Origin of the sequence: Neptuniibacter sp. QD72_48 (genome assembly GCF_047778065.1) — a bacterium.
GTDB lineage: Bacteria > Pseudomonadota > Gammaproteobacteria > Pseudomonadales > Balneatricaceae > Neptuniibacter.
Genome location: NZ_CP180547.1, coordinates 2,272,086 through 2,296,527, shown reverse-complemented (window position 1 = coordinate 2,296,527; position 24,442 = coordinate 2,272,086). Strand labels below are relative to the sequence as shown.

Annotated in this window: 26 protein-coding genes; 20 read left to right on the top strand and 6 right to left on the bottom strand. The window is 44.5% G+C overall.

Annotated features, from left to right (window positions below; genetic code table 11):
* From leuD to ACMXYX_RS10205, 15 genes are all read left to right on the top strand, one after another.
* Positions 1–648, top strand: a complete 648-nt coding sequence (gene leuD / locus ACMXYX_RS10275) for a 3-isopropylmalate dehydratase small subunit (protein WP_415896428.1) — start codon at positions 1–3, stop codon at positions 646–648.
* A 56-nt stretch (positions 649–704) separates the two neighbouring features.
* Positions 705–1,784 (top strand): 3-isopropylmalate dehydrogenase, encoded by a 1,080-nt coding sequence (gene leuB / locus ACMXYX_RS10270; RefSeq protein WP_415896427.1) that lies wholly within the window; start codon positions 705–707, stop codon positions 1,782–1,784.
* A gap of 167 nt (positions 1,785–1,951) precedes the next feature.
* Positions 1,952–3,067 carry an aspartate-semialdehyde dehydrogenase gene (asd, locus tag ACMXYX_RS10265; protein ID WP_415896426.1) on the top strand — a complete coding sequence of 372 codons (1,116 nt, stop codon included), beginning with the start codon at positions 1,952–1,954 and terminating at the stop codon, positions 3,065–3,067.
* 73 nt (positions 3,068–3,140) lie between these two features.
* The gene (locus ACMXYX_RS10260; protein WP_415905970.1) at positions 3,141–4,163 is read left to right on the top strand and encodes an aspartate-semialdehyde dehydrogenase; all 1,023 of its coding nucleotides are present in this window, start codon (positions 3,141–3,143) and stop codon (positions 4,161–4,163) included.
* A gap of 143 nt (positions 4,164–4,306) precedes the next feature.
* Positions 4,307–7,531: a FimV/HubP family polar landmark protein gene (locus ACMXYX_RS10255; RefSeq protein WP_415896425.1), complete on the top strand. Its 3,225-nt coding sequence runs from the start codon at positions 4,307–4,309 to the stop codon at positions 7,529–7,531.
* Between the two features lies 1 nt (position 7,532).
* Positions 7,533–8,387 (top strand): tRNA pseudouridine(38-40) synthase TruA, encoded by an 855-nt coding sequence (gene truA, locus ACMXYX_RS10250; protein WP_415881582.1) that lies wholly within the window; start codon positions 7,533–7,535, stop codon positions 8,385–8,387.
* Between the two features lie 68 nt (positions 8,388–8,455).
* On the top strand, positions 8,456–9,079 hold the full coding sequence (locus ACMXYX_RS10245) for a phosphoribosylanthranilate isomerase (protein ID WP_415881581.1): 624 nt from the start codon (positions 8,456–8,458) through the stop codon (positions 9,077–9,079).
* The gene (trpB, locus tag ACMXYX_RS10240; RefSeq protein WP_415881580.1) at positions 9,069–10,289 is read left to right on the top strand and encodes a tryptophan synthase subunit beta; all 1,221 of its coding nucleotides are present in this window, start codon (positions 9,069–9,071) and stop codon (positions 10,287–10,289) included. The genes ACMXYX_RS10245 and trpB overlap by 11 nt, the downstream gene beginning before the upstream one ends.
* Positions 10,290–10,309: 20 nt before the next feature.
* Positions 10,310–11,113: a tryptophan synthase subunit alpha gene (gene trpA / locus ACMXYX_RS10235; RefSeq protein WP_415881579.1), complete on the top strand. Its 804-nt coding sequence runs from the start codon at positions 10,310–10,312 to the stop codon at positions 11,111–11,113.
* Positions 11,114–11,128: 15 nt separating this feature from the next.
* The gene (gene accD / locus ACMXYX_RS10230) at positions 11,129–12,055 is read left to right on the top strand and encodes an acetyl-CoA carboxylase, carboxyltransferase subunit beta (RefSeq protein WP_415881578.1); all 927 of its coding nucleotides are present in this window, start codon (positions 11,129–11,131) and stop codon (positions 12,053–12,055) included.
* A gap of 80 nt (positions 12,056–12,135) precedes the next feature.
* The gene (gene folC / locus ACMXYX_RS10225; protein WP_415881577.1) at positions 12,136–13,401 is read left to right on the top strand and encodes a bifunctional tetrahydrofolate synthase/dihydrofolate synthase; all 1,266 of its coding nucleotides are present in this window, start codon (positions 12,136–12,138) and stop codon (positions 13,399–13,401) included.
* Between the two features lie 3 nt (positions 13,402–13,404).
* The gene (locus tag ACMXYX_RS10220) at positions 13,405–13,968 is read left to right on the top strand and encodes an SPOR domain-containing protein (protein WP_415881576.1); all 564 of its coding nucleotides are present in this window, start codon (positions 13,405–13,407) and stop codon (positions 13,966–13,968) included.
* Positions 13,969–14,032: 64 nt separating this feature from the next.
* Positions 14,033–14,527, top strand: coding sequence for a CvpA family protein (locus tag ACMXYX_RS10215; protein ID WP_415881575.1), 495 nt, complete (start codon positions 14,033–14,035; stop codon positions 14,525–14,527).
* Between the two features lie 39 nt (positions 14,528–14,566).
* Positions 14,567–16,087, top strand: a complete 1,521-nt coding sequence (gene purF, locus ACMXYX_RS10210) for an amidophosphoribosyltransferase (RefSeq protein WP_415881574.1) — start codon at positions 14,567–14,569, stop codon at positions 16,085–16,087.
* A 13-nt stretch (positions 16,088–16,100) separates the two neighbouring features.
* Positions 16,101–17,321, top strand: coding sequence for an O-succinylhomoserine sulfhydrylase (locus ACMXYX_RS10205; RefSeq protein WP_415896424.1), 1,221 nt, complete (start codon positions 16,101–16,103; stop codon positions 17,319–17,321).
* Between the two features lie 65 nt (positions 17,322–17,386).
* Here the strand turns inward: ACMXYX_RS10205 and ACMXYX_RS10200 are convergent, their stop codons facing one another.
* From ACMXYX_RS10200 to thpR, 4 genes are read right to left on the bottom strand one after another with little or no spacing between them, the layout of a single operon-like run.
* Positions 17,387–18,067, bottom strand: a complete 681-nt coding sequence (locus ACMXYX_RS10200; RefSeq protein ID WP_415896423.1) for an SDR family NAD(P)-dependent oxidoreductase — start codon at positions 18,065–18,067, stop codon at positions 17,387–17,389.
* Positions 18,068–18,117: 50 nt separating this feature from the next.
* Positions 18,118–19,059 (bottom strand): AraC family transcriptional regulator, encoded by a 942-nt coding sequence (locus ACMXYX_RS10195; RefSeq protein ID WP_415896422.1) that lies wholly within the window; start codon positions 19,057–19,059, stop codon positions 18,118–18,120.
* Entirely contained in the window at positions 19,052–19,483 is a 432-nt protein-coding gene (locus ACMXYX_RS10190; protein ID WP_415896421.1) for a GNAT family N-acetyltransferase, read from the bottom strand. Before ACMXYX_RS10190 ends, ACMXYX_RS10195 begins: the two co-directional genes overlap by 8 nt.
* Before the next feature lie 51 nt (positions 19,484–19,534).
* The gene (thpR, locus tag ACMXYX_RS10185) at positions 19,535–20,056 is read right to left on the bottom strand and encodes an RNA 2',3'-cyclic phosphodiesterase (protein ID WP_415896420.1); all 522 of its coding nucleotides are present in this window, start codon (positions 20,054–20,056) and stop codon (positions 19,535–19,537) included.
* 175 nt (positions 20,057–20,231) lie between these two features.
* Here thpR and ACMXYX_RS10180 point away from each other — a divergent pair, with 175 nt between their 5' ends.
* From ACMXYX_RS10180 to ACMXYX_RS10165, 4 genes are all read left to right on the top strand, one after another.
* A complete protein-coding gene (locus ACMXYX_RS10180) occupies positions 20,232–21,173 on the top strand; it encodes a tRNA-dihydrouridine synthase (RefSeq protein ID WP_415896419.1) in 942 nt (313 codons plus the stop codon).
* Between the two features lie 25 nt (positions 21,174–21,198).
* Positions 21,199–21,894 (top strand): DUF3592 domain-containing protein, encoded by a 696-nt coding sequence (locus ACMXYX_RS10175; RefSeq protein ID WP_415881567.1) that lies wholly within the window; start codon positions 21,199–21,201, stop codon positions 21,892–21,894.
* Between the two features lie 95 nt (positions 21,895–21,989).
* Positions 21,990–22,325 (top strand): cupin domain-containing protein, encoded by a 336-nt coding sequence (locus ACMXYX_RS10170; RefSeq protein WP_415896418.1) that lies wholly within the window; start codon positions 21,990–21,992, stop codon positions 22,323–22,325.
* Complete coding sequence (locus ACMXYX_RS10165; RefSeq protein WP_415896417.1) at positions 22,322–22,894, top strand: O-acetyl-ADP-ribose deacetylase; 573 nt, start codon at positions 22,322–22,324, stop codon at positions 22,892–22,894. The genes ACMXYX_RS10170 and ACMXYX_RS10165 overlap by 4 nt, the downstream gene beginning before the upstream one ends.
* Positions 22,895–22,908: 14 nt before the next feature.
* On the opposite strand, the gene ACMXYX_RS10160 is transcribed toward ACMXYX_RS10165, so the two are convergent.
* Together ACMXYX_RS10160 and ACMXYX_RS10155 are read right to left on the bottom strand one after the other, a co-directional pair.
* Positions 22,909–23,328 carry an Hsp20 family protein gene (locus tag ACMXYX_RS10160; RefSeq protein ID WP_415881564.1) on the bottom strand — a complete coding sequence of 140 codons (420 nt, stop codon included), beginning with the start codon at positions 23,326–23,328 and terminating at the stop codon, positions 22,909–22,911.
* Between the two features lie 138 nt (positions 23,329–23,466).
* On the bottom strand, positions 23,467–23,886 hold the full coding sequence (locus ACMXYX_RS10155; RefSeq protein ID WP_415881563.1) for a DUF2185 domain-containing protein: 420 nt from the start codon (positions 23,884–23,886) through the stop codon (positions 23,467–23,469).
* 194 nt (positions 23,887–24,080) lie between these two features.
* On the opposite strand from ACMXYX_RS10155, the gene ACMXYX_RS10150 reads away from it, so the two are divergent.
* Positions 24,081–24,377 (top strand): DUF3622 domain-containing protein, encoded by a 297-nt coding sequence (locus tag ACMXYX_RS10150; RefSeq protein ID WP_415896416.1) that lies wholly within the window; start codon positions 24,081–24,083, stop codon positions 24,375–24,377.
* Positions 24,378–24,442: the final 65 nt, after the last annotated feature.

Here is a 24,442-nt window from a genome sequence, read left to right as displayed (position 1 = left end):
ATGAACAAATTTACTTTGCACACAGGTATCGCAGCTCCATTGGATCGTGCCAATGTTGATACCGATATGATTATTCCAAAGCAGTTTTTGAAATCGATCAAGCGTTCTGGTTTCGGTAAGAACTTGTTTGATGAACTGCGCTATCTAGATGAAGGTCAGCCAGACCAAGAGTGTACGGGTCGTCCGTTAAACGAAGAGTTCGTTTTGAACTTGCCGCGCTATAAAGGCACAAGTGTTCTACTAGCGCGCGAAAATTTCGGTTGTGGTTCTAGCCGCGAGCACGCGCCTTGGGCTTTAGATGATTTTGGTATCCGCTCTGTAATCGCACCGAGCTTTGCAGAGATTTTCTACAATAACTGCTTTAAAAATGGTTTGTTGCCAATCATCTTAAGTGAAGAACAGGTTGATCAGTTATTTAAAGAGGTAGCTGCAACTGAAGGTTACGCACTAACCGTTGATCTTGAAAATCAGGTTGTTAAGACGCCTTCTGGTGAAGAGATGGCTTTTGAAATTGATGATTTCCGTAAGCATTGCTTGCTAAATGGTTTAGACGATATCGGTCTAACACTGCGGCATGCAGATGATATTAAGGCTTACGAAGAGAAGCGTCGTCAGTCAGCGCCTTGGTTGTTTGGCGCAATCAAATAATCGAATTTAAGAATTAGATAAAGCCTCTGTATGAGGCAATCGGGAAGGTTATAAGAATGTCTAAAAATGTTTTGATTTTGCCGGGTGACGGCATTGGTCCTGAGATTGTTACAGAAGCGCGCCGCGTTTTGGAATTGGTTAACGAGCAAGATAATCTAGGTCTTGAGTTCAGCGAAGCTGACGTAGGTGGTGCTGCAATTGATGCTGCTGGCGTACCACTGCCAGAAGCGACTCTAGAAGCTGCGAAAGCATCTGATGCGATTCTACTGGGTGCTGTTGGTGGTCCTAAGTGGGATACAAACCCTGATTTTCAGATTCGTCCAGAAAAAGGTCTATTGGGTATCCGTTCTCAGCTAGAGCTATTTGGTAACTTGCGCCCAGCAATTCTTTACCCTCAGCTTGCTCACGCATCTACCTTAAAGCCGGAAGTTGTATCTGGTTTGGATATTTTGATCGTTCGTGAATTGACGGGTGGTATCTACTTCGGTCAGCCTCGTGGTATCCGTGAAAAAGAGGGTGGTGTTCGCGAAGGCTATAACACTTACGTTTACGATGAGAATGAGATCCGTCGTATTGGTCGTGTTGCATTTGAAGCTGCGATGGCTCGTGACAAGCGTCTATGTTCTGTAGACAAAGCTAACGTGCTAGAAGTAACTGTGCTATGGCGTGAAATTATGGATGATCTGGCAAAAGAATATCCAGAAGTTGAACTAAGCCACATGTACGTAGATAACGCTGCGATGCAGTTGGTACGTGCACCTAAACAGTTTGATGTTGTAGTAACAGGGAACATGTTCGGCGATATCTTGTCTGATGCTGCTGCAATGTTGACGGGTTCTATCGGTATGTTGCCGTCTGCGTCTCTAGATGAAAATGGTAAAGGTATGTATGAACCGTGCCACGGTTCTGCACCTGATATTGCAGGTCAAGGCCTTGCAAATCCATTGGCGACTATTTTGTCTGCTGCAATGATGCTGCGTTATTCTCTAGATGCTGGTGAATCTGCAGATCGTATCGAAGCTGCGGTAAGCCAGGTTCTGGATCAGAATCTGCGTACTGCAGATATCATGTCAGAAGGTATGACTAAAGTGTCTACTTCTGAGATGGGTGATGCAGTGGTTGCTGCTCTGCAATAAATAATAGAAAAATAGTCGTAATCTACTGATGTCTCGGTAGATTACGATAGTCTCAAATGCAGAAATAATGCATAATTGAGCAACTCTGATGCGTTCGGAGTATACGAAAGCTGGTATCGATGGCGGTACCGGCTTTGTTGTTTATATTTGATTATTTGGTGAATTTAATGAAACGTGTAGGTTTTGTTGGCTGGCGTGGAATGGTGGGTTCCGTGCTGATGCAACGCATGATGGAAGAGCGTGATTTCGATCATATCGAAGAACCGGTCTTCTTCACCACATCCCAGGTAGGTCAGGCTGGTCCAGATATTGGTAAAGACATTCCAGCGCTGAAAGATGCGACATCTATTGAAGAATTGAAACAGATGGATGCCATTATTTCCTGTCAGGGCGGTGACTACACGAAACAGGTTTACTCTGATCTGCGTGGTGCAGGTTGGGAAGGTTACTGGATCGATGCCGCTTCTTCTTTGCGTATGGATGACAGCGCAATCATCGTACTTGATCCAGTAAATATGAATGTGATCAAAGACGGTCTATCTAACGGCATCAAAACTTACGTGGGTGGTAACTGCACAGTTTCACTGATGTTGATGGGCTTGGGTGGTTTGTTCAATGCGGGTCAGATCGAGTGGATGACCTCCATGACATACCAGGCTGCATCCGGTGGCGGTGCACGTCACATGCGTGAGCTGATCTCTCAGATGGGTATCATCAAAGAGTCTGTTGCTACAGATCTTGCTAACCCAGCATCTGCTATCTTGGATATTGATCGTCAAGTTGCAGAAACTATTCGCAGCGATGCAATGCCTGTCGATAACTTCGGTGTACCGCTTGCGGGTTCTTTGATCCCTTGGATCGATACTAAACTGGATAATGGTCAAAGCCGTGAAGAGTGGAAAGCGTTTGCTGAAACTAACAAAATTCTAGGTTTGGGTGAAAGCCCAATTCCAATTGATGGTACTTGTGTGCGTATTGGCGCGATGCGTTGCCATAGCCAGGCATTCACGATTAAGCTGAAGCAAAATGTTCCAATGGATGAGATCGAGTCAATGCTGGCAGAAGCAAATGACTGGGTTAAAGTTATTCCTAACGAGCGTGATATTACTGCTCAGGAACTTACACCAGCTAAAATTACAGGCACATTGAATGTTCCTGTAGGTCGTCTTCGTAAGATGAACCTAGGGGACGAATATCTAAACGCGTTTAGCGTTGGTGACCAGCTATTATGGGGTGCGGCTGAACCGCTGCGCCGTATGCTGAGAATTCTGTTAGAAGACTAAAAAATCAGTCTTTAATTAAGAATATTAACCAGCCCGACTTAGTTCGGGCTGGTTTGCTTTTGGGGAAACGAAAATGAGTCAAGGTTTTAATGTTGCTGTTGTTGGCGCAACAGGCATGGTTGGTGAAGCAATTCTAGAAATTCTAGAGCAGCGTGAATTTCCTGTAGAGAATCTGTATTTGGTAGCAAGCGAAAACAGTGCCGGAAAGCAGATTCAGTTCAATGACAAGAACTATAAAGTCGAAGCGATAGAAGATTTTGATTTTTCTCAGGCTCAGATTGCCTTTTTTACTGCTGGAGCTGCAGTCTCAGAAGAGTATGCACAGATGGCTGCAGATCAGGGCTGTATCGTTATAGATAACACATCATGTTTTCGTTATGACTATGATGTGCCGTTAGTAGTGCCAGAAGTAAATCCTGAAGCTGTAGCCGAATATCCGAATAGAGGGATTATTGCTAATCCTAACTGTTCCACAATACAGATGCTTTTAGCGGTCGCTCCAATTCATCGTCATGCTTCCGTTAAGCGTATCAATGTTGCAACTTATCAGGCGGTATCTGGTAGCGGTAAGAGTGGCGTGGAAGAGTTGGCTGGTCAGACTGCTAAGCTACTAAATGCGCAAACGCCTGAGAGTAAGGTCTACCCTAAGCAGATTGCGTTTAATGTGTTACCACAGATCGATGCGTTGCAAGATAATGGTTATACCCGCGAAGAGATGAAAATGGTTTGGGAGACACAGAAAATCCTTGGTGATGAAGGTGTCATGGTCAACCCAACTTGCGTTCGTGTACCGGTTTTCTTTGGTCATAGTGCAGCAGTGCATATCGAGTGCTGGGATCCAATTAGTGCTGAAGAAGTGCGAGAGCTATTGGGTCATTCTGCTGGTGTAGAGGTGGTTGATGATCAGGAAGAGGGTGCTTACGCGACTGCTGTAACAGATGCGGCTAAAAACGATGAGGTGTTCATTAGTCGTATTCGCGAAGATATTTCCTGTGAAAATGCTATAAATTTATGGGTGGTTGCCGATAATGTGCGTAAAGGAGCTGCTCTAAATAGCATTCAAATAGCTGAGATTTTGATCCAACAGTATATTTAGATCGATTTTTTAAGAGGAAATACAAACAGTTGTTTGTATTTCCTTGACCCGTAAGCGGTTTATAAACAATACTGTGGAAGGATTTCAGAATCGCAACCCTCTGAATTACTCAGAGTTTTGAGGGTAGGGGAACAAGGAAACTGATGATGTTGCGAAAACTCGCCGTCAGCCTTGCTGTAGCAGGGATTATAAGTGCCTCCAACGCAAATGCGCTGGGATTGGGCGAAATTAAAATTCACTCAGCATTGAATGAGCCGTTAAATGCGGAAATTCAACTACTTGAAGTGAGGAAGCTAGGCCCATTACAGATACAGCCAAGAATGGCGAATATTGACGAATTCGCTTTGGCTGGTTTGGAAAAATCACGCTTTCTAACCGATGTTAGCTTTCAGGTGAAAGTTAATCCTGATGGCTCAGGCTTAATCACTATGCGGTCAGATCGACCTGTGAAAGAGCCTTTTCTTAACTTTTTGGTGGAAGTGAATTGGCCAAGTGGGCGTTTGGTTCGTGAATATACTTTGTTGCTTGATCCTCCCGTCTATGATCCAACACCTGTCCGTAAGACTGTTCAGCCTTCTACCACCCCTGTAGAGACCTCATCGGCTGTAAAGTCAAAGTCTATGCAGGTGACGAACGATAGTTCAAGATCAATAAGCACGAATGCTTCTCAAGTGTATGTCGATGTAAAGGATACTCTATGGTCCATTGCTATTAAGCACAGACCGAGTGCAAGCGTCTCTGCAAAGAAGATGATGATCGCTTTGCAGAAAAAGAATCCTCATGCATTTGTAAATGGCAACATCAACGCGCTAAGGGCGGGTGTTGTTTTGGATCTGCCTACTAGAGAAGAAATTAATCGTCTTAACTCCAAAGATGCTGCACTTGAAGTGGTGCGTCAGACGTCCGAATGGAAAAATAAAGGTAAGACAAGCTCTGCGCCTGTAGAGGCTTCTAAAAAGAAGCCGGTTACTAAAGCTGTAGAGGAGGAGCCTAAACCAGCGCCTGAAGATGATAAGTCTGCAGAACTTAAGATTGTTACGCCAAAAGATTCCATTGAGCCTGAAAAAGGAGCAATGACGGATCAGTCTGACAAGGCTGAAGGTGATAAGCCGCAAGACCAAGAAAATGACATGCAGGATGAGTCTGCTGAAACTAAGCCTGAGGGTGATGTGGATGCTGAGAAGCAAGAATTGCTCGCGCGTAATCAGGAGCTTGAAGATAGGCTGAGTCAGTCTCTTGAAAACGTAGATAAAATTACCCGTGATAATGCAGAGCTAAATGAAAAGCTGGATTCTATTCAGTATGAATTAGCCAAATTGCGTGAAATGCTAGAGCTGAAAGATAAAGAACTAGCTACGTTACAGAATAAAGTTGAAGCTGCAGAAAAGGCGGCTACTCCGCCTCCACCACCGCCAGAAAAAAGTTTCTTAGACACTATTTTGCAATCACCGGCAATGCTAGGTGGTATTGGCGCTGCGCTTATAGCGTTATTGGGTGGTTTCTTCTTCTTCCTTCGTCGCGGTAAAAAAGATGAAGAGACCGTAGAAGAAGAAAATGCATTAGTTCAAGTGCCTGAGGATCTAGAAACTCCTGAAGAGGTTGATGCAGCAGAGGTGCCTGAAGAAGCCTCAGAAGCTGATGCTGAAGTCAGTGAAGCAGAAGATGATGTTGCTGCTGAAGATCTGGATTTAGGTGCAGACGATGATCTGTTAGATGATGCAGATTTGGATCTTACAGATACCGATGATCTGGAAGATTTGGACGATCTGGATCTAGATATGGATATGGATTTGGATCTTGAAGAGGATGCAACGGGTGATGTCCTTCAGGCAGTAGAAACTGATGATCCAGATGAGCTTGATTCGCTGCTGGAAGATGATGAATTTGACTTAGGTCTAGATGACGACGAAGTTGAGGAAGCGGAAGAGGCATCAGCAGAGTCTGAAGCTGATGAGCTAGATGCCATTCTGGAAGAGCCGTCAGATATTGTTGAAACTGATGAGCAGCTGGAAGTGGCGGACGCTGATGAGCCCGATGCGCTGGATGATATTTTAGGTGAGGTCGAAGATGCTGAGCCTATAATTGATGAGACTGATCTTGACGCAGCTCTAGAATCTGATTCAGCAGAAGGGGTTGATGAGGAAGAAATCGATTTAGGTCTTGATGATACTGATCTAGAGTTTGACCTTGATAGTGTAGCTGATGAAAAGGTTGATGAAGTTGCCGAAGAGTCAGTGACTGAAGCGCTTGAAAACGATGATGCAGACTTGGATTTTGTTGTTGATGAGATGCCGGATCTTGTAACTGCGGAAGATGTTGCTGAGCTTGAAGCAGAAGGTCCCGACCTAGAAGCGGATCTGGCTTCTGATATGGAAGTAGATACGGTTCCTGAAGAGCTTGACGAATCAGGTTTGGATGACTTGCTTGATTCCGTATCCGATGAAGATATCCAAGAACTGACAGATGCTGCTGAACAAACAGATGTAGAGCCAGAAATAGACGACCTTGATGATCTATTAGCAGAAGTAGAAGAAGAGCCGTTGACAGAAGCGTCTGTTGAGGCGGTGCAATCTGATGCTACTGATGACTTAGAAGCTCTTCTAGCTGAAGATTTAGACATGGGGAATCTAGAAGAGGCTGTCGAAGATTCTGAACAAGAGTCTGCAGAAGAAGATGTTACGGACGAAGCATTGGAAGCAATGCTTGCTGAGAATCCAGATCCAGGTGATATTTCTCTTCCAGGTCAGCTTGAAGCTCAGGATGAATTGGACACAGAATCGCTAGAATCAGATGAAGACTTTGATGCGTTGCTTGCTGAAGTCGATGACAGTATGGATCAGGAAATAGCTCCTGATCTAGAGATCGGTGAGCTTGAAGAGCAGCAATCAGAAGAAGCACCATCCGATGCGGCAGCCGATGATCTAGATGCAATGCTGGATGATTTGGGATCCGATTTAGATCTAACCGATGCTGCTGTTGGTGGGGCTGCTGCGACCACCGCTTCTTCAGAGGAAGAGGTTGTATTAGAGGATGATGATTTGGAATCATCTATCTCTGATGATCTGGAAGCTGATTTAGATTCTGAATTGGATGCGCTACTTAATAGTGAAGAGGGTGATATAGTACTGGAAGAGAGTGCTGTAGAAGAAGAGGATGCCTCAGTGGATGAAGATTTTGACGAGCTGGCAGGGTTAAACCTGTTAGAGGGAGCAGATGAAGTTGAAACTAAGCTTGATCTGGCTCGTGCCTATATGGATATGGAAGACCTCGAAGGCGCTAAAGATATTCTGGAAGAAATTGCTGTAGAAGGCACTGATGACCAGAAGAAAGAAGCTGAAGCGTTGATAAAATCCATTAACGAAAAGTAGTATGTCAGAAAAAAGTTGTACTGAACTTAACAGTTCACCAGAAGGGGCGATTTCTATCGCCCCTTCTTATCGTTATGCTCTTTGTGTTGAATACTCTGGTGCGGCGTATCGTGGTTGGCAGATTCAGAAAGAGGGTGATGTGCCAAGCATTCAAGAGGAAGTGGAAAAAGCGCTTTCAAAAATTGCGAATGCACCTGTATCGGTTATCTGTGCAGGTAGAACTGATGCGCGGGTAAACGCAACCTATCAAATTATTCATTTTGATAGTCCTGTACAAAGAGAGGACCGTGCTTGGGTTTTAGGTACGAATACCAATCTACCCGATGATATTGCTATCCAGTGGGCTGTACCTGTATCGGATGAGTTTCATGCACGTTTTTCTGCTGTAGAGCGACGTTATAGATATCTTATCTACTGTAATCCGGTAAAGCCTGCGATTTTGCCAAAAGGTATTACCTGGACATACAAGCAGATGGATGTAGAGCGGATGCAGGAAGCAGCAAACTATCTCATTGGTGAGCATGACTTTACCTCCTATCGTGCGGTAGGCTGTCAAGCGCACAGTCCGGTTCGTACGGTGAAGCAGCTAGATGTTTATCACAGTGGTCAACTGATTGTTCTAGATGTGCGAGCCAATGCGTTTTTGCATCATATGATTCGAAACTTTGCCGGGGTATTGATGAGCGTTGGTTGCGGTGAGGCTGATCCTATATGGGCAAAAGAGGTTTTGGATGCTAAGGATCGCCGTCAGGGTGGTGTAACAGCTCCTCCTTATGGTCTTTATTTCGTCGATGCTAAGTATCCTGATGAATTTGAATTGCCAAAATCAAAAATAGGGCCTTTTTTCCTGTCATAGTTGACTGACTTAGTGGCCTTCTATCTGCTACTATTTGCAACCTGATATTTTCTAAGTGAACTGTATCTGTGAACCGAACGCGCGTTAAAATTTGTGGTATTACGAATATAGAGGATGCTTTAGCAGCAATTACTGCTGGAGCCGATTCTCTTGGCTTTGTTTTTTATGCGCCGAGCCCTCGTGCTGTAGAGGTTGAACAAGCGGCAGAAATCATTGCAAAGCTTCCAGCGTTCGTCACAACAACAGCGCTGTTTGTTAACGCAGAGCGAGAGTTTATTGATCGAGTTATCGAACAAACTCGTATAGATTTACTTCAATTTCATGGTGATGAAACTGAAGCGTTCTGTAGCAGTTTGAGCCGCCCGTACATCAAAGCTATACGGATGAAGCCAGAACTGGATTTAACAGAGACGGTAGAACAATTTACATCAGCGCAGGCTATTCTGCTGGACGCTTATCGTCCGGGTGTACCAGGTGGAACTGGTGAAGCCTTCGACTGGGATCGTATTCCTACACCTCATCCAGCTACGATTATTCTTGCTGGGGGGCTTAACTGTGAGAATGTAGCAGAGGCTGTTCAAACCGTTAAACCTTACGCGATAGACGTGAGTGGTGGGGTAGAGAAGAGTAAAGGTATCAAAGATACCGACAAAATTAATAGATTTATAAATGAGGTAACCCGTGCCAACTAATATCGATCTTAAAGCACTTGCTCAGTTGCCCGATAGTAAAGGCCATTTTGGCCCTTACGGTGGTCGTTTCGTATCTGAAACTCTAATGGCTGCGCTTAAGCAGCTAGAAGAAACTTATGAGAAGTTGTGGCGAGATCCAGCGTTCCAGGAAGAATTTGATCGTGATCTGGCACATTATGTTGGACGCCCTTCGCCTTTGTATCATGCGAAGCACCTTTCAGAAAAAGTAGGTGGTGCACAAATTTACCTGAAACGTGAAGACCTCAACCATACGGGTGCTCACAAGGTTAATAATACAATTGGTCAGGCGCTTCTTGCTAAATACACTGGCAAGCCGCGTGTTATCGCAGAGACAGGTGCTGGTCAGCATGGTGTAGCTTCTGCAACTGTAGCGGCACGTTTAGGTCTTGAGTGTCAGGTATATATGGGCGCTGAAGATGTTCAGCGTCAGGCACTTAACGTTTATCGTATGAAGCTTCTTGGTGCAGAAGTTATTGCGGTTGAATCGGGTACTCGCACGCTTAAAGATGCGATGAATGAAGCGATGCGCGATTGGGTAACCAATGTTGATAATACTTTCTACATCATTGGTACTGCAGCGGGTCCACATCCATACCCTAAGTTGGTTCGAGATTTCCAGTGTGTAATAGGTCGTGAAGCACGTCAACAGTGTTTAGATCAAACGGGCCGTCTACCTGATGCACTTGTAGCTTGTGTTGGTGGTGGTTCAAACGCTATTGGTCTATTCCACCCATTCATCGAAGATGAATCTGTAAAAATGTATGGTGTTGAAGCTGGCGGTTATGGTGTAGAAACGGGACAGCATGCCGCGCCACTATCTGCAGGTAGCCCTGGTGTGCTTCATGGTAACCGTACATATTTGATGTCTGACGAAGGTGGTCAGATCATTGGTACTCACTCTGTATCTGCTGGCCTGGATTACCCAGGCGTTGGTCCAGAGCATGCTTACCTAAAAGATACTGGTCGTGCCACTTATGTTGATGCGACAGATGATGAAGCTATGGATGCATTCCGTGCACTAACACGCGTTGAAGGTATCATGCCGGCAATTGAATCAAGCCACGCAGTTGCATATGCAATGAAGTTGGCTAAAGAGATGGATAAGGATCAGACAATTGTTGTTAACTTGTCTGGTCGTGGTGATAAAGATATTCATACGGTCGCACAGATCGATGGCATCAATATCTGATTTGTGCGAGGAAAAGTAGAATGAGTCGTATTGCTGCAAGCTTTGCAAAGCTTAAATCTGAAGGCCGCAAAGCCCTAATCCCTTATGTAACAGCGGGCGATCCTGCACCGGAAGTTACAGTAGGTTTACTACACGCTATGGTTGAAGCGGGTGCCGATGTTATCGAGTTGGGTATCCCATTTTCAGATCCAATGGCAGATGGTCCAGTTATCCAACTAGCTTGTGAGCGTGCGTTGACACACAATGTACGGTTGCTTGATGTGCTGGCAATGGTAGCTGAGTTCCGTCAGAAAGATAATGAAACGCCAATCGTTTTGATGGGTTATCTTAATCCGATCGAAATTCTGGGTTACCAGCGCTTTGCTGAAGAAGCGAAGAAAGCAGGTGTGGATGGTGTTTTAACCGTTGATCTTCCTCCTGAAGAATCAGGTGAGTTCAACCAGATCATGCGTGAGCATGATATTGATACCATCTACCTATTGGCGCCGACTACTGAAGAAGAGCGTATTAAATACGTTTGCGAGAACGGTAGTGGTTACCTGTACTATGTATCAGTGAAAGGGGTTACAGGCTCCGCTTCACTTGATGTTCAGGCTGTAGCTGACAGACTAGACATCGTTCGTAAATACACTGACATTCCTTTAGGTGTAGGTTTTGGTATCAAAGATGCTGAATCAGCTACTGCCGTGTCAAAAATTGCGGATGGTGTTATTGTCGGCAGTGTTTTAGTTAATAAGATTGCATCTCTAGTAAAAGATCAGGGCAAAATCGCTCCTGAGGTAGCTGCAATTATCAAAGATATGCGTCAAGCAATGGACAGCTAATAAGGTTTTAAAATAATGAGTAACTGGCTGGAAAAAATTGTTCCTTCTCTTGTTCGTTCAGAGAAAAAGCGCTCGAATATCCCTGAGGGCTTGTGGAAAAAATGCCCTAAGTGTGAATCTGTTCTTTACCGCCCTGAGTTGGAAAAGAACCTGAATGTTTGTCCTAAGTGCGATCACCACATGCGTCTAAACGCACGTCGTCGCCTTGAATTGTTCTTAGATGAAGATAACCGCCAAGAGCTAGCAACAGATGTAGAGCCTATCGATCGTCTGAAGTTTAAAGACTCTAAGAAATATAAAGACCGTTTGAGTGCAGCACAGAAAAGCACGGGTGAAAAAGATGCATTGATCGCTATGCGCGGCGAACTAGAAGGTTTGCCTGTTGTAGCGGTTGCATTTGAATTTAGCTTCATGGGTGGTTCTATGGGTGCAGTTGTTGGTGAGCGTTTTGTTCGCGCTGCCAATATCGCTCTAGAAGAGAATATCCCACTGATCTGTTTCTCAGCATCAGGTGGTGCGCGTATGCAGGAAGCCTTGTTCTCTCTATTTCAGATGGCGAAAACAAGTGCGATCCTAGAAAAGCTACGTCTACAAGGTACGCCTTATATTTCTGTACTGACAGACCCAGTATATGGTGGCGTTTCTGCATCGCTGGCGATGTTGGGTGACTTGAATGTTGCTGAGCCTAAAGCGCTTATGGGCTTTGCGGGACCTCGCGTAATCGAACAAACAGTTCGTGAAAAATTACCTGAAGGTTTCCAACGCAGTGAGTTCCTACTAGAGCATGGCCAGGTTGATATGATTATTAACCGCGGTGAAATGCGCTCTCGCTTGTCTCGCATCTTGCGTAAGCTAACCAACCAAAGCCCGCTACCTCCTGTAGAAACAGTTGAGGGTGAGGTTGTTGTTGAGGAAGAGCCTGCGAAACCTGAAGCAGAGTAATTGCTCAAGGTAATAAAAATGGCCGACGTGAAAACGCCGGCCTTTTTGGTTTCTGGTGATTGTTAAAAGTTGTTGGTCTTATGAATACCGCTAATCAAAAAATGAATCTTTCTGAATGGTTGTCTTGGATGGAGCAGTGCCATCCGTCTGAAATCGAACTAGGTTTAGGCCGTGTCAGTCAAGTTGCAGAAAAGTTAAAAATCGATCTGTCAGCATCAACTGTTGTGACTGTTGCAGGTACAAATGGAAAAGGTTCAACGATTAGTTACTTGAACAGCATCTACCAACAGGCTGGATACAGTGTCGGCTGCTACACATCTCCTCATTTTATCGACTATAACGAGCGAGTTAAGTTAAACGGCCAAAATTCAACTGACCAACAATTGTGCGATGCTTTCGAAAAAATAGACCAGGCGCGTGGTCAGATACCACTGACTTACTTTGAGTTTGGCACTTTAGCTGCCTTAGTTATTTTTTCTGAAACGAAACCGGATCTGGTTCTGCTTGAAGTAGGCTTGGGTGGCCGTTTAGATGCAGTGAACATCATTGATGCGGACATTAGTGCGGTCACTACCGTCTCGATTGACCATGTTGATTGGTTAGGTGATAACCGCGAAGTGATTGGTCGTGAGAAATCAGGTATTTTCCGTGCTGCTAAGCCTGCTATCTGCGGTGATCTCAATCCTCCAAAGTCTGTTGCTATTTATGCTGATGAGATTGGTGCCGATCTACATCAATCAGGTGTTGATTTTACCTATGAAGAAAACGGCGAACTGTGGTGCTGGCAGGGAAAGGATGCTCAAGGTCAGTCTAAATCGATTACCGACCTCAAGCAGCCAGAGCTACCAATTCAAAATGCAGCTACCGCAATCAAAATTGTTCAGCATATTCCGTTAGCGATTTCGGATGAGCAGATTAAAACAGGTATTCAGCAAGCAGCGCTAACAGGTCGTATGCAACATGTAGAACAAGACAATCTGCATTATTGGCTAGATGTAGCCCATAACCCTGAAGCAGCAGAGCTGTTGAGTGATCGTATCCAAGGATTATCGGGCGATGTGTATCTCGTTTTGGGGATGTTAGCGGATAAAGATTGTCAGCAAGTTATAGATACACTAGCTCCAGTAGTGAAAGCTACTTATCTTTCTGACATCAATGTTCCGCGAGGGCAAAAAGCTGCTGAGTTAGCCGAGCTATTCCCTAATGAGGCTTCGGTTCAGGAATTTTCATCAGTTAAAGCGGCAATTGAAGCGGTTCGAATAGACACTAACCCAAATGACAATGTTATTATTGCGGGATCATTCTTTACCGTCAGTGATGCGTTGACGATTTTGGCAAGGAAATAGCTAATGCAGCAGAAAGTAAAATACCGCTTAGTAGGGTTTGCAGTGATTCTTCTCTCTGCAGCGGTGATCTTTCCTGTTTTTTTTGACGGTGCTGGTTATAAAGAGCGACACCTTCAGTCCGAAATTCCTCCAGGCCCCGAACGTCCTGAAATTGTACGTATAGAACCACAGAATAAACCGTTGCCTGATACTTCTAAGCCTGCTGAACCTAAGCCGCCGGTTGAGTTGCCTAAACCACCAAAACAGGTGAAGCAGGTAATCGAGAAGATTGAAAAAGAGCAAAAGGTTGAGCTAGAAATTCATAAAGATCAGCCTGTACTTGACCAAGAAGGTGTTCCAGTGGCTTGGACGCTGCAGCTTGCTAGTTTTAAAGATGAAGCTAATGCTAAGAGCTTGCGTAAGCAACTAATCGGTGAAGGGCACAAAGTCTTTACTCGTAAACAGGGTGAATTGATTAAGGTTTATGTAGGGCCTGAATTCCAAAAGAGCCGATTAGAGTCGCTTAAGTTATCACTTAAAAAAGATTTTGGATTGAATGGCATTATTGTTCGTTTTACTACGCAATAATAAAGCGTGAAGCGATCCTATAAACTCTGTTAAAATGCGCGCAATTTCTTACTGAGCTGTAAAGATGAACTGGGCTGACTGGACCATACTTAGCATCATTGCGATATCAAGCCTTATGAGCTTAAGGCGAGGCTTTGTTCGAGAAGCACTTTCCCTGATCACATGGGTAACGGCTTTTATCGTTGCGCGCCTATTTTCGCAGTCATTGTCAGTTCTGTTAGAAGCTTATATTCAAACGCCGTCAGTACGTTTAGTCGCAGCGTTTGCTATCCTCTTTATAGCCACTCTTGTTGTTGGAGTCATGATCAATAAACTGATCGGTGCGCTCGTAGAAGCAACGGGGTTGTCTGCAACTGACCGTATTCTTGGAATCGGATTTGGTGCAGCACGAGGTGGTTTAATTATCGTGGCTATAGTCGCGCTGATTGGAATGAGCCCAGCGGTTGAAGATCGCTGGTTCAAGGAATCACAATTGATTCCACACTTTTTACTTATGGAAGCATGGACCAAAGAGACAGCGAGCGAAGTGGGTCGCTTGATCTGGAATGCGGGACGCTAAATTTTTCTTTTGTTAGTTTGCACTTTGAGGTGAGTTTTAATGTGCGGCATTGTTGGCATCGTAGCCAAATCTAATGTAAACCAGACTATTTTTGATGCTCTGACTGTTCTACAACATCGTGGACAGGATGCAGCGGGCATGGTTACTTGTGAAGGTAACCGTTTCTTCTTACGCAAGGATAACGGCCTGGTAAACGAAGTATTTCGTACCCGCCATATGAAACGTCTGGTAGGTAACGTGGGCATCGGTCACGTTCGTTACCCTACGGCCGGTAGTTCTAGCTCGGCTGAAGCGCAGCCGTTCTATGTGAACTCTCCATACGGTATCGCGTTAGCTCATAACGGCAACCTGACAAATGCAGAAGATGTAGCTGAACAAATGTTCCGTGCTGATCTGCGTCACATCAATACAACATCTGATTCAGAAGTGTTGTTAAACGTATTTGCTCATGAGCTTCAACGTCAGGGCAAACTGCAGCCACAAGCTGAAGATATGTTTGAAGCGGTTCGTCGTGTTCACGAGCGCTGTAAAGGTGGTTATGCCGCAGTAGCAATGATTACGGGTTACGGCATGTTGGCGTTCCGTGATCCTCACGGTATTCGCCCACTGACTTACGGTAAGCGCGAAACTGCAGAAGGTACTGAGTACATGGTAGCTTCTGAAAGTGTTGCTCTAGATATCTCTGGTTTCGAACGTGTTCGTGATATCGAGCCGGGCGAAGCGATCTACATCGATATGGAAGGTAACGTATCTACTAAGCTTTGTGCAGATAACACGCAGCTTGCGCCGTGCCTATTTGAATACGTATACCTAGCGCGTCCAGATTCAATTATTGATGATGTAAACGTACATATCTCTCGTATGCGTATGGGTAAGAAGCTAGCAGAGAAGGTTTTACGTGAGCGCCCAGACCACGATATTGATGTGATCATCCCAATCCCAGATACAAGCCGTACCTCTGCTATGGAGATGGCTAAAGATTTGGGTGTTACGTTCCGTGAAGGTTTTATCAAAAACCGTTACATCGGTCGTACTTTCATCATGCCAGGTCAGACACAGCGTAAGAAGTCTGTTCGTCGTAAGCTGAACCCAATTGGTATGGAATTTAAAGATAAAGTTGTCATGTTGGTTGATGACTCTATCGTACGTGGCACTACCTCTAGCCAGATTGTTCAGATGGCTCGTGATGCAGGTGCTAAGAAAGTTTACTTTGCATCTGCTGCGCCAGCGGTTAAATACCCGAACGTTTACGGTATTGATATGCCAGCAGCGGAAGAGCTTATCGCTCATGGCCGTACAGATGATGAAGTGGGTGAAGAGATCGGTTGTGACTGGATGATCTACCAAGAGCTAGATGATCTTAAAGCATCTGTATCTGAAGGTAACCCAGAAATTACGGCGTTCGATACCTGCGTATTTGATGGTAAATACGTAGCGGGTGATATCGATGAGCAGTATCTTGAGCGCTTGAAGGCTGCCCGTAACGATGACGCTAAAGGCAGTAATAACAAAAAGGTTGAGAGTAACGAATCCTCTAACCTTTGTAGTAAGATCGATTAAGGAGCAATAGTCGATGTCTATTTCTGATTACGAACGCGCTGAGCGTATCCAGTTCGAGCCTTCAGAAGGTTACGATCTGGAAACACTTGCTTTGCGTTCAGGTCAACACCGTTCCTTAGAAGGGGAGCACAGTGACCCAATCTACCCGACATCAAGCTATGTCTTCTCGAGTGCGCGTGAAGCAGCTGCACGTTTTGGTGGTGAAGAGGAGGGTAACATCTACTCTCGCTTCACTAATCCAACTGTACAGTGTTTTGAAGAACGCATCGCAGCACTAGAAGGCGGAGAAAGAGCAGTCGCAACAGCTTCTGGCATGGCGGCAATTCTTAGTACCTGCCTATCGTTAATGCAAAATGGCGATCATGTTGTTTGTTCGCGCAGTGTATTTGGTTCTACTGTATCTCTGTTTGATAAGTACCTTACACGTACAGGCATCAAAGTTTCTTATGTTGACCCAACTAATCTTGATAGCTGGGAATCAGCAATTACAGAAGATACTAAGATGCTGTTCTTGGAGACGCCTTCTAATCCGTTGTCTGAGCTAACAGACGTTGTAGCCGTTGCTGAGATCGCACATAAGTATGATGCATTGTTGGTCGTTGATAACTGCTTCTGCACGCCGATGCTTCAGCAGCCGTTGAAGCAAGGTGCAGACATCATTATTCACTCAGCGACTAAGTACCTTGATGGTCAAGGTCGTTGTGTCGGTGGTGTGGTTGTTGGCAGCGATAAGCATATGGAAGAGGTGTTTGGCTTTATTCGTACTGGCGGCGCTTGCTTGAGCCCTTTCAACGCTTGGGTTTTCCTTAAAGGCTTAGAGACCCTTAAATTGCGTATGGATGCTCACTGCACCAACGCTATGGAGATGGCGAAATGGCTAGAAGAGCAAGACGGTATTGATCGTGTCTTCTACTCAGGCCTTCCAAGCCATCCACAGCACGAGCTAGCTAAGAAGCAGCAAAAAGGTTTTGGTGGTGTGCTTTCCTTCGAAGTGAAAGGCGGTAAAGACGCAGCGTGGCGCTTTATTGATGCAACTAAGATGGTGTCCATCACCGGTAACCTAGGTGATGTGAAAACAACAATCACACACCCAGCGACCACGACTCACGGTCGTATGACACCTGAAGCTCGAGCTGAAGCGGGCATCAAAGACAACTTGGTTCGTCTCTCTGTTGGTATTGAATCGATCGAAGATCTTAAAGCAGATATGCTTAGAGGTCTGGCAGCAGTTTAATCGTTGCAGTTAAGATCTAAAAAAAGCGGCTCTCGGGCCGCTTTTTTGTGCTTCAAATAAAGAGTCTAAATGCTTTTCTGGCTTAAATTAATATCTCCAATCTCCACATCTTTAGAGAGTGACATAATCATTTCTATCGAGGTTATGATATCCGAGATTGGAATAGGGGCTTGATCCGCCATGCGGCCCTCTTCTATATCCGTTAGCACTTCTTCAGTACCGACATTTCCCGGGTTTATGACAGTAAATCCGATGTTTTCTTGTGTTAGTGCTTTACGTAGGCTTTGTATAGCACCGCGTAGGCCGAACTTGCTTGCAGCATAAGCGACTTGCTCTGAACCTATATTTTCTAAACCTGAGTTTGCACCTAGATAGATTGCTCTTGGGTTAGAAGCGCGTGCTAGGTTTGATGCGATAGCCTTAGTGAGCTCGATGGGCGCAACAAGGTTCACCTGCATGATCTGCTGGGTTTCTTCGTATTTGGTCTTTCTGAAGTCAAAGTCGTCGGTGAAGCCTTCATCCTCCCAAATCCCGCTGGAATAGATCAGGGTGTCTATAGGTTGCTCCCCTAGCTGAGCTGCAATCGTTTTTATTTCTTCTTCCACAGAAAGGTCTGCACGAATCCATTCGCAGTTTTTAGATGGGCTTCGAGATACACCTATAACGTTGTGGCCAGCGTCAGAAAAGTGCCTCGTTAGCTCTTCACCAATACCTCGGCTGCTACCAACAATCAAAACTGTCTTCATCAAATTGCCATCCATTTAGTTTTATAGGGTATCTCGGTTATCACACTGTTTTATAACTGTTTAACTTTGATATAAACATTCATTTCGACAAAGCGGTCTTTCCTTGTATCGTTTAGATAGTGCGCAATAGGCGCTAAGTCATCTGGTTCAAAGCCGCTGTTAGGGAGCCAATGAGAGTAGAGCTCCATATAGAAATTACTTACTTTATCACCGTCTCCTTTGTAATAAGCCGAGGCATATTGACCGGACGGAATAGTTGCTACTTCAAATGGTTCGCTCACCGGCGTGTCGTCTTCAATCTGAACACAAGCATCGTAACGGCAATGCTCAGTTGGCGTGATCATAGGGTTATCATGGCAGATAGCAAAGCGTTGGTTTTCAAAATTTTGTAACTTTAGGCTTCTAGCCCAGTTATCTAGTTTATCCCAAGTTTCAAAAATGGCGGGAAGGTCATATCCCTTTGGTGCTGTCAGATAAGCGATTCGTTTAGCTTTAAGCTCTTCAATGGTTACTCGCATGAGTATTTCCTCTAATTTGTCAGGATCAAACTTCACTTGGTCAGTGACAAATTGAGAGTACAGATCACTTGGATTGAATACTTTTCCATACTTGCTAGTTAGTTTTCCAATCTTGCTATCTTTTATTTCGCTGGGGTCCCTTATTTGACTAGGGGTGATGCCAAAGTAATTTTTAAATGCTTTTGAAAAGTTAGCGCTAGAGGAGTAACCGCCGGCGTTGGCTACCTCGGTAATGCTCATTTCTTTGTGGCAAATCAGTCTATTAGCAGAGGCTTCCATCCTTTTGCGGATGATAAAGTCATTAACGGTTTCACCTGTGAGGGCGTGAAAAATACGGTGGAAATGAAAAGGGGAGAAGCAGCTAACTTGAGCAATCTTATCTAGGTTTAATTGCTGCTCTAGGTTTGAGCAAATGTATGTAGTTGCTAGATTGATGCGGCGTAAATACTCTTTGTTCGCCTGATTTTTATTCATGTTTACTTTTCACTAATACCACTTGTTGCTTAGTTTCTACGTACCCTAGTTCTTGATAAAACTTGTGGGCCGATGTACGAATCGAATTGGCCCGAATTCGAATGCTATTCACTCGTTCCGACAACCAATGTTCAGCTGTTTTCACTAACCCTTTGCCTAAGCCATATCCACGGTGTTCTTTATCAACAACAAGGCTTACGATTTCACCTTGAGTGCCTTCAGCTAAGCGAATATCAATGATAGCTGAGATACAGCCTACAACAACGCCATTTAACTCGGCGATAAAAACCTCTCCGCCGGCTTTATGAACTGATCTTATATTTGTGAGTAGAGATTGTTCCGAGTGGGTGTAACCTAATTGCTTCATTAGGGCGATTAAGGCCTGAAGATCCTTTTCTTGGTAAGTGCGATAGATAGGTTCCATCAATTGACTATATCACAGGTTTTCTAAGGTTAGTCAGAGAGACTAAGCTGGTTAATCAGGCAGAAATTCCACTTCGGTTAGGTACTCAGCGCCATCCACCTTCAAAACACTACTTTTAAGCTGGAAAGCACTAACCTCCAAATTCGCAGTGAATCCCAGTCCTTTATGGCTGACCCGACTGACCACTTGAGGTGTTAATTTTTTGCTGCGCCCCAATGTGATATGAGGCATGTATTTTCGTTGTTCTAGTTCTATGCCAAGCCCTCTAACTTTGTGGCTTAGTGACTTTTGTAAACGCTTTAAGGGCTCAGATTCTTCTACGCCTAACCAGATTATTCCTGATTTGAAATAGCCTATCTTCTGTAGACAAAGTTCAAAAGGTTCAAAACTTGTTTCAGACACCGCTTCAATTATCTCTTCCAAGTGTTGATGGGGCTGATCGCCAATAAACACTAAGGTGATATGCAGTTGATGACTCACGGTCCAGCGAACTTGTTCGAGTTCAGGGCAATAGAGTTCGGTAATTCGATCCTGAAGATCTTCAGGCAGATCGATAGCTAGGAATAGGCGCATAGCGGAAACTAAAAAACACAGCTTATGGTTATTTCTATCTTAGTAAATCATAGGTGTGTTTGGAAGGAATGCTACAAAGCTTTATAAAGCGACTTTCAAAGTCATCTACTCATTTTTATCACCTCCATAGCAGCTTATAATAACCGTCCTTTTTTATTTCTATAGATAGCCTACTTTGAAAATTGTCTTAGCCCCGATGGAGGGCGTCGTTGATTACACTATGCGCGATCTGCTAACACAGGTCGGTGGTATAGATCACTGTGTTACAGAGTTCTTGCGTGTTAGTGATCGTGTTTTGCCGGCTAAAGTGTTCCGACGTTTATGTCCTGAGTTACATAATGGCGGGAAAACGCCTTCAGGTACGCCCGTTATTCTTCAGTTGCTTGGGAGTGATCCAAGTGTCCTAGCCGGTAACGCACGTAAAGGCGCTAAGCTTGGTGCACCTGGGATCGATCTGAATTTTGGCTGTCCAGCCAAAACAGTGAACCGCAGTAAAGGTGGAGCTGTATTATTGGATACGCCAGAGCTTGTTCATGAGATCGTAAAGGCAGTAAGAGAAGCTGTTCCTGCAGAAATTCCGGTATCGGCAAAGATGCGTTTGGGCAATAAAGATAAATCTTTGGCTATGGAAAATGCCCATGCAATTGCTGAAGCGGGCGCTGATAGTTTAGCTGTACATGCACGAACAAAACTCGAAGGTTACAAGCCACCCGCTCACTGGGAATGGATTGCGAGAATTCGAGAGGCGGTTGATCTTCCTGTGGTTGCTAATGGTGAGGTATGGAATTGGCAGGATTTTCAACGTTGCCGTGAAGTCAGTGGTTGCGACACGATTATGATCGGTCGCGGCCTTATTGCTAAGCCTGACCTAGCCAAGATCATCAAATATCACCTTGCCGGTGAAGAAGTGTCCAGTTATAACTGGACTCAGGTTGTGCCATTTATTGAGGCTTATTTAAATCGTATTGAGCGAGATATATCCCCTAAATATGTACATGGTCGTATAAAACAGTGGTTACATCATTTACAGCGAGAATATCCTGAAGCGGGTGAGTTGTTTAGTCAAATTAAGTGTCTGAAAGCTCCATCGGAAATCCGTCAAACGTTACTTTTATAATCATCATTCTATTAAGGATAATTGGATGAAAGCGATCTCAATCATTAAATACCTGTTCAGCCTGATTGGTTTAGGTCTGTTGATTCTAGCGTTTGTGTTATTCACAAATACTAAGAGCTTTTTGGAAACCGCTGTTACTGCTGAAGGAACAGTTATAGAGCTAAGAGCCTCTAGAAGCAGTGATTCTCTTACTTATCACCCAGTCGTCTCATTTGTTACTAATGAGGGGCAGAAAGTGACATTTTCATCTAGCGCTGGGAGTAACCCGCCAAGCTACTCCCAAGGCGAGATCGTTGAGGTTCTATACCAAGCGAAATCGCCGCAAGACGCTAAGATTAATGGCTTTTTCACCCTCTGGGGTGGGGCAACCATTGTGGCTGGCCTTGGAACTGTTTTCTTCATCGTAGGCATACTTATTCTGATATTTAGCGGTATGAAAGGCAGAAAACGTGATTACCTGAAAACTCAGGGTGTACCTATCAAAGCTCAGATTCATACACTAGACCGGAACACCTGTATGGAAACGGATGGTGTAAGCCCGTTTGTGATTAGTTTGCAGTGGCACAATCCAGAAGATAACAAGATCTATCTATTTAGAAGTGATGATATTTGGTTTGATCCTACTGAATATGTTGTGACTGATGAACTCACTGTTTATATCGATCGGAACAATCCCACTAAGTACCACGTCGATCTCTCTTTTTTACCGGAAGTAGCCTAACTTTATAGCGTGTCACTTAAGTGTCATGAAAGTGGTTTATAAATTAATTGAGCAGGCAGTGACATGGTCTGCTCCAATCAGTGAGTGGTAGCACTATGAACCTCTATGACCTGTCAGGCTCGGGACCAGAATCAGAAAAGTTCGACCCGTTACTCTCTACTGATCAGTTTCGCATTGAACGCATTATCTCTCATGCCCATGCAACCCCCGAAGGGGAATGGTACGACCAAGCTTGGGATGAGTGGGTAATCGTTATCTCTGGAAGCGCAGGGCTTCGTACAGAAAATCCAGATCAAGAATTTACCCTCAATGCAGGAGACAGTTACTGTTTTCCTGCACATCAACGACACCGTGTTGAATGGACTGATTCTGATCTGCCGACGATCTGGCTCGCTGTTCACTACAATGAACCTAAGGAGGCTGAATCATGACAGCCAAAATTAGCTTTGTTAAGAACGATATTACTCAATTGGATGTTGATGCAATTGTTAATGCTGCTAACAACAGTTTGCTGGGTGGTGGCGGTGTAGACGGTGCTATTCATTCTGCAGCTGGCCCCGATCTGTTAGCTGAGTGTCGCACGCTTAATGGCTGTGACACGGGTAACGCGAAAATTACCCAAGGTTATCGCCTTCCTGCTCAATACATCATTCATACGGTAGGGCCAGTTTGGCGGGGTGGTAATCAGGGAGAGTCAGTAGCGTTGGAAGCTTGTTATCGTAACGCGCTGGCTGTAGCCAACGAAAACAAAATCAAAACTATCGCATTTCCGGCGATCAGTTGCGGTGTTTATGGCTACCCATTAGAACAGGCTGCAGAGATTGCGCTATTAACGGTTAAGAGCGAACTGAAAAAAGAGACAAGCGTAGAAGAGGTAGTCTTTTGCTTGTTCAGTGATGAACTGCTTTCGGTATATCAAGAGGCTGCCTCTAAACTTCCTGAAGCCATTAAAAAAGGAGGCAACATGACCTCCTTTTTTGTCCTAGAGCGCTGTCAGTGAGAGTTCTAACAGTATTAGTGTTCGATCTGGATCTGACGAGGCTTCATCGCTTCAGGGATTTCATGAATCAGATCAACATGAAGCAAACCGTTTTCCATAGAGGCTTTAGTCACTTTTACGTGATCCGCTAGCTGAAAACGTCTTTCAAAATTGCGCGCTGCTATACCTTGGTAAAGGTATTGGCGATCTTGAGTTTGTTCTTTCTTCTGACCCGTAATCGTCAGAGTGCCGCTTTCACTTTGAATATCTAATTCGTCTTTTTCAAAGCCTGCCACAGCCATGGTAATACGGTAATTATTTTCTCCAAGTAGTTCGATGTTGTATGGAGGAAATGAAGGCTGATTGTCGTTGCGGTTAGCGTTATCTAGCATGTTAGCTAGACGGTCAAAACCAATGGCAGAACGGTATAGTGGAGATAGATCGAATTCACGCATCTGTATATCCTCATCAAGCAATATATCTAAATTTAAAAGTCTGGCCCCTCTCTTGAGCGAGCCGTTAACCGACCTCTTTTGAGCCTCGGTTAACTATTTAGATAATGTCACTTGATGAGAATTCAAGCGTAAGGGGAATTATTTTTCTTCTTCAACGTTAAATCGATCAACGTCGTTGGTGATTTCTACATCAACATCGTGCGAAGGAATGCGGTAATCGTGCACACGTTCCCATGAGTCTGAACCAGGAACACGTTCCCAAACTGTACCTGCATTGTAGGTAACCAGCTCGCTCAAGGATGGGTCTAGGCGGCACATCTTTTCTACTGGGACAGGAAGAAGGTTGGAAAGCTGATCTTCCAAAAACTCTTCAGTTTCATAACCAGTAAACATGCGCCAGCCGGTGTCGTTTAAGTGTTCAGGAACTGTCTTATACATAAAACGAATAGGCAGAGTTTCATCAAAACAAAGTTTTGAAACCAGCGCTAAGAAGCCGTTTTTGGTTTGGTTTGTTTCGGATTCAGTAGTTTTAGGCGTATCAACGTCAACAGATTTCATGAGCACTCAAACAGTAATAAATTAATAGCCATTCTATTTTAAACGCTGATTGGGCCCTATGCCAGCCGCTAAAAGGTTAAGAAAATGGATGTTTTTATGCTTTTCCGACTAAAGGGATAGAAATCAGTCTGAACGTCGAATTAGTCATGCTAGAATACGCTACTTATACAGATTGACCTGCTAGGAATAAATGAATGGCCAAAGGTAAAAAGTACGATTTTCAGTTAGTAGCCGAAGGGGAAACTTGGAGCGCTAAAATTTTGCGTCAGGCAAGTGCTCGTAAGACCGTTGTCTCCAAGAAGCAGGATGGCTTTGCTACTGAAGATGAGGCTAAAGCGTGGGCGGAAGCTCAGCTACAGAAATTCCTAGAGCAGCAGCAGGAGCGTAATAAGCGCAAAGCTGAAAAGCGCGAAGAGCGTGCGGAGATTGAAGCACGTCAGGCTGAAGCTCGTGCGCGTAATGACGAGTCTTATTTCGACGAAGACGAGTAAGATCGCCCAGTAATAAAAAAGCCGAGTTACGTGTTTAGCGTACTCGGCTTTTTTGTAGACGTTAC

Bases quoted from the DNA above. Each gene is read 5' to 3' on its own strand.
- leuD (WP_415896428.1), top strand. From the start codon at position 1: ATGAACAAATTTACTTTGCACACAGGTATCGCAGCTCCATTGGATCGT.
- leuB (WP_415896427.1), top strand. From the start codon at position 705: ATGTCTAAAAATGTTTTGATTTTGCCGGGTGACGGCATTGGTCCTGAG.
- asd (WP_415896426.1), top strand. From the start codon at position 1,952: ATGAAACGTGTAGGTTTTGTTGGCTGGCGTGGAATGGTGGGTTCCGTG.
- ACMXYX_RS10260 (WP_415905970.1), top strand. From the start codon at position 3,141: ATGAGTCAAGGTTTTAATGTTGCTGTTGTTGGCGCAACAGGCATGGTT.
- ACMXYX_RS10255 (WP_415896425.1), top strand. From the start codon at position 4,307: ATGATGTTGCGAAAACTCGCCGTCAGCCTTGCTGTAGCAGGGATTATA.
- truA (WP_415881582.1), top strand. From the start codon at position 7,533: ATGTCAGAAAAAAGTTGTACTGAACTTAACAGTTCACCAGAAGGGGCG.
- trpA (WP_415881579.1), top strand. From the start codon at position 10,310: ATGAGTCGTATTGCTGCAAGCTTTGCAAAGCTTAAATCTGAAGGCCGC.
- accD (WP_415881578.1), top strand. From the start codon at position 11,129: ATGAGTAACTGGCTGGAAAAAATTGTTCCTTCTCTTGTTCGTTCAGAG.
- folC (WP_415881577.1), top strand. From the start codon at position 12,136: ATGAATACCGCTAATCAAAAAATGAATCTTTCTGAATGGTTGTCTTGG.
- ACMXYX_RS10220 (WP_415881576.1), top strand. From the start codon at position 13,405: ATGCAGCAGAAAGTAAAATACCGCTTAGTAGGGTTTGCAGTGATTCTT.
- ACMXYX_RS10215 (WP_415881575.1), top strand. From the start codon at position 14,033: ATGAACTGGGCTGACTGGACCATACTTAGCATCATTGCGATATCAAGC.
- purF (WP_415881574.1), top strand. From the start codon at position 14,567: ATGTGCGGCATTGTTGGCATCGTAGCCAAATCTAATGTAAACCAGACT.
- ACMXYX_RS10205 (WP_415896424.1), top strand. From the start codon at position 16,101: ATGTCTATTTCTGATTACGAACGCGCTGAGCGTATCCAGTTCGAGCCT.
- ACMXYX_RS10200 (WP_415896423.1), bottom strand. From the start codon at position 18,067: ATGAAGACAGTTTTGATTGTTGGTAGCAGCCGAGGTATTGGTGAAGAG.
- ACMXYX_RS10195 (WP_415896422.1), bottom strand. From the start codon at position 19,059: ATGAATAAAAATCAGGCGAACAAAGAGTATTTACGCCGCATCAATCTA.
- ACMXYX_RS10190 (WP_415896421.1), bottom strand. From the start codon at position 19,483: ATGGAACCTATCTATCGCACTTACCAAGAAAAGGATCTTCAGGCCTTA.
- thpR (WP_415896420.1), bottom strand. From the start codon at position 20,056: ATGCGCCTATTCCTAGCTATCGATCTGCCTGAAGATCTTCAGGATCGA.
- ACMXYX_RS10175 (WP_415881567.1), top strand. From the start codon at position 21,199: ATGAAAGCGATCTCAATCATTAAATACCTGTTCAGCCTGATTGGTTTA.
- ACMXYX_RS10170 (WP_415896418.1), top strand. From the start codon at position 21,990: ATGAACCTCTATGACCTGTCAGGCTCGGGACCAGAATCAGAAAAGTTC.
- ACMXYX_RS10165 (WP_415896417.1), top strand. From the start codon at position 22,322: ATGACAGCCAAAATTAGCTTTGTTAAGAACGATATTACTCAATTGGAT.
- ACMXYX_RS10160 (WP_415881564.1), bottom strand. From the start codon at position 23,328: ATGCGTGAATTCGATCTATCTCCACTATACCGTTCTGCCATTGGTTTT.
- ACMXYX_RS10155 (WP_415881563.1), bottom strand. From the start codon at position 23,886: ATGAAATCTGTTGACGTTGATACGCCTAAAACTACTGAATCCGAAACA.
- ACMXYX_RS10150 (WP_415896416.1), top strand. From the start codon at position 24,081: ATGGCCAAAGGTAAAAAGTACGATTTTCAGTTAGTAGCCGAAGGGGAA.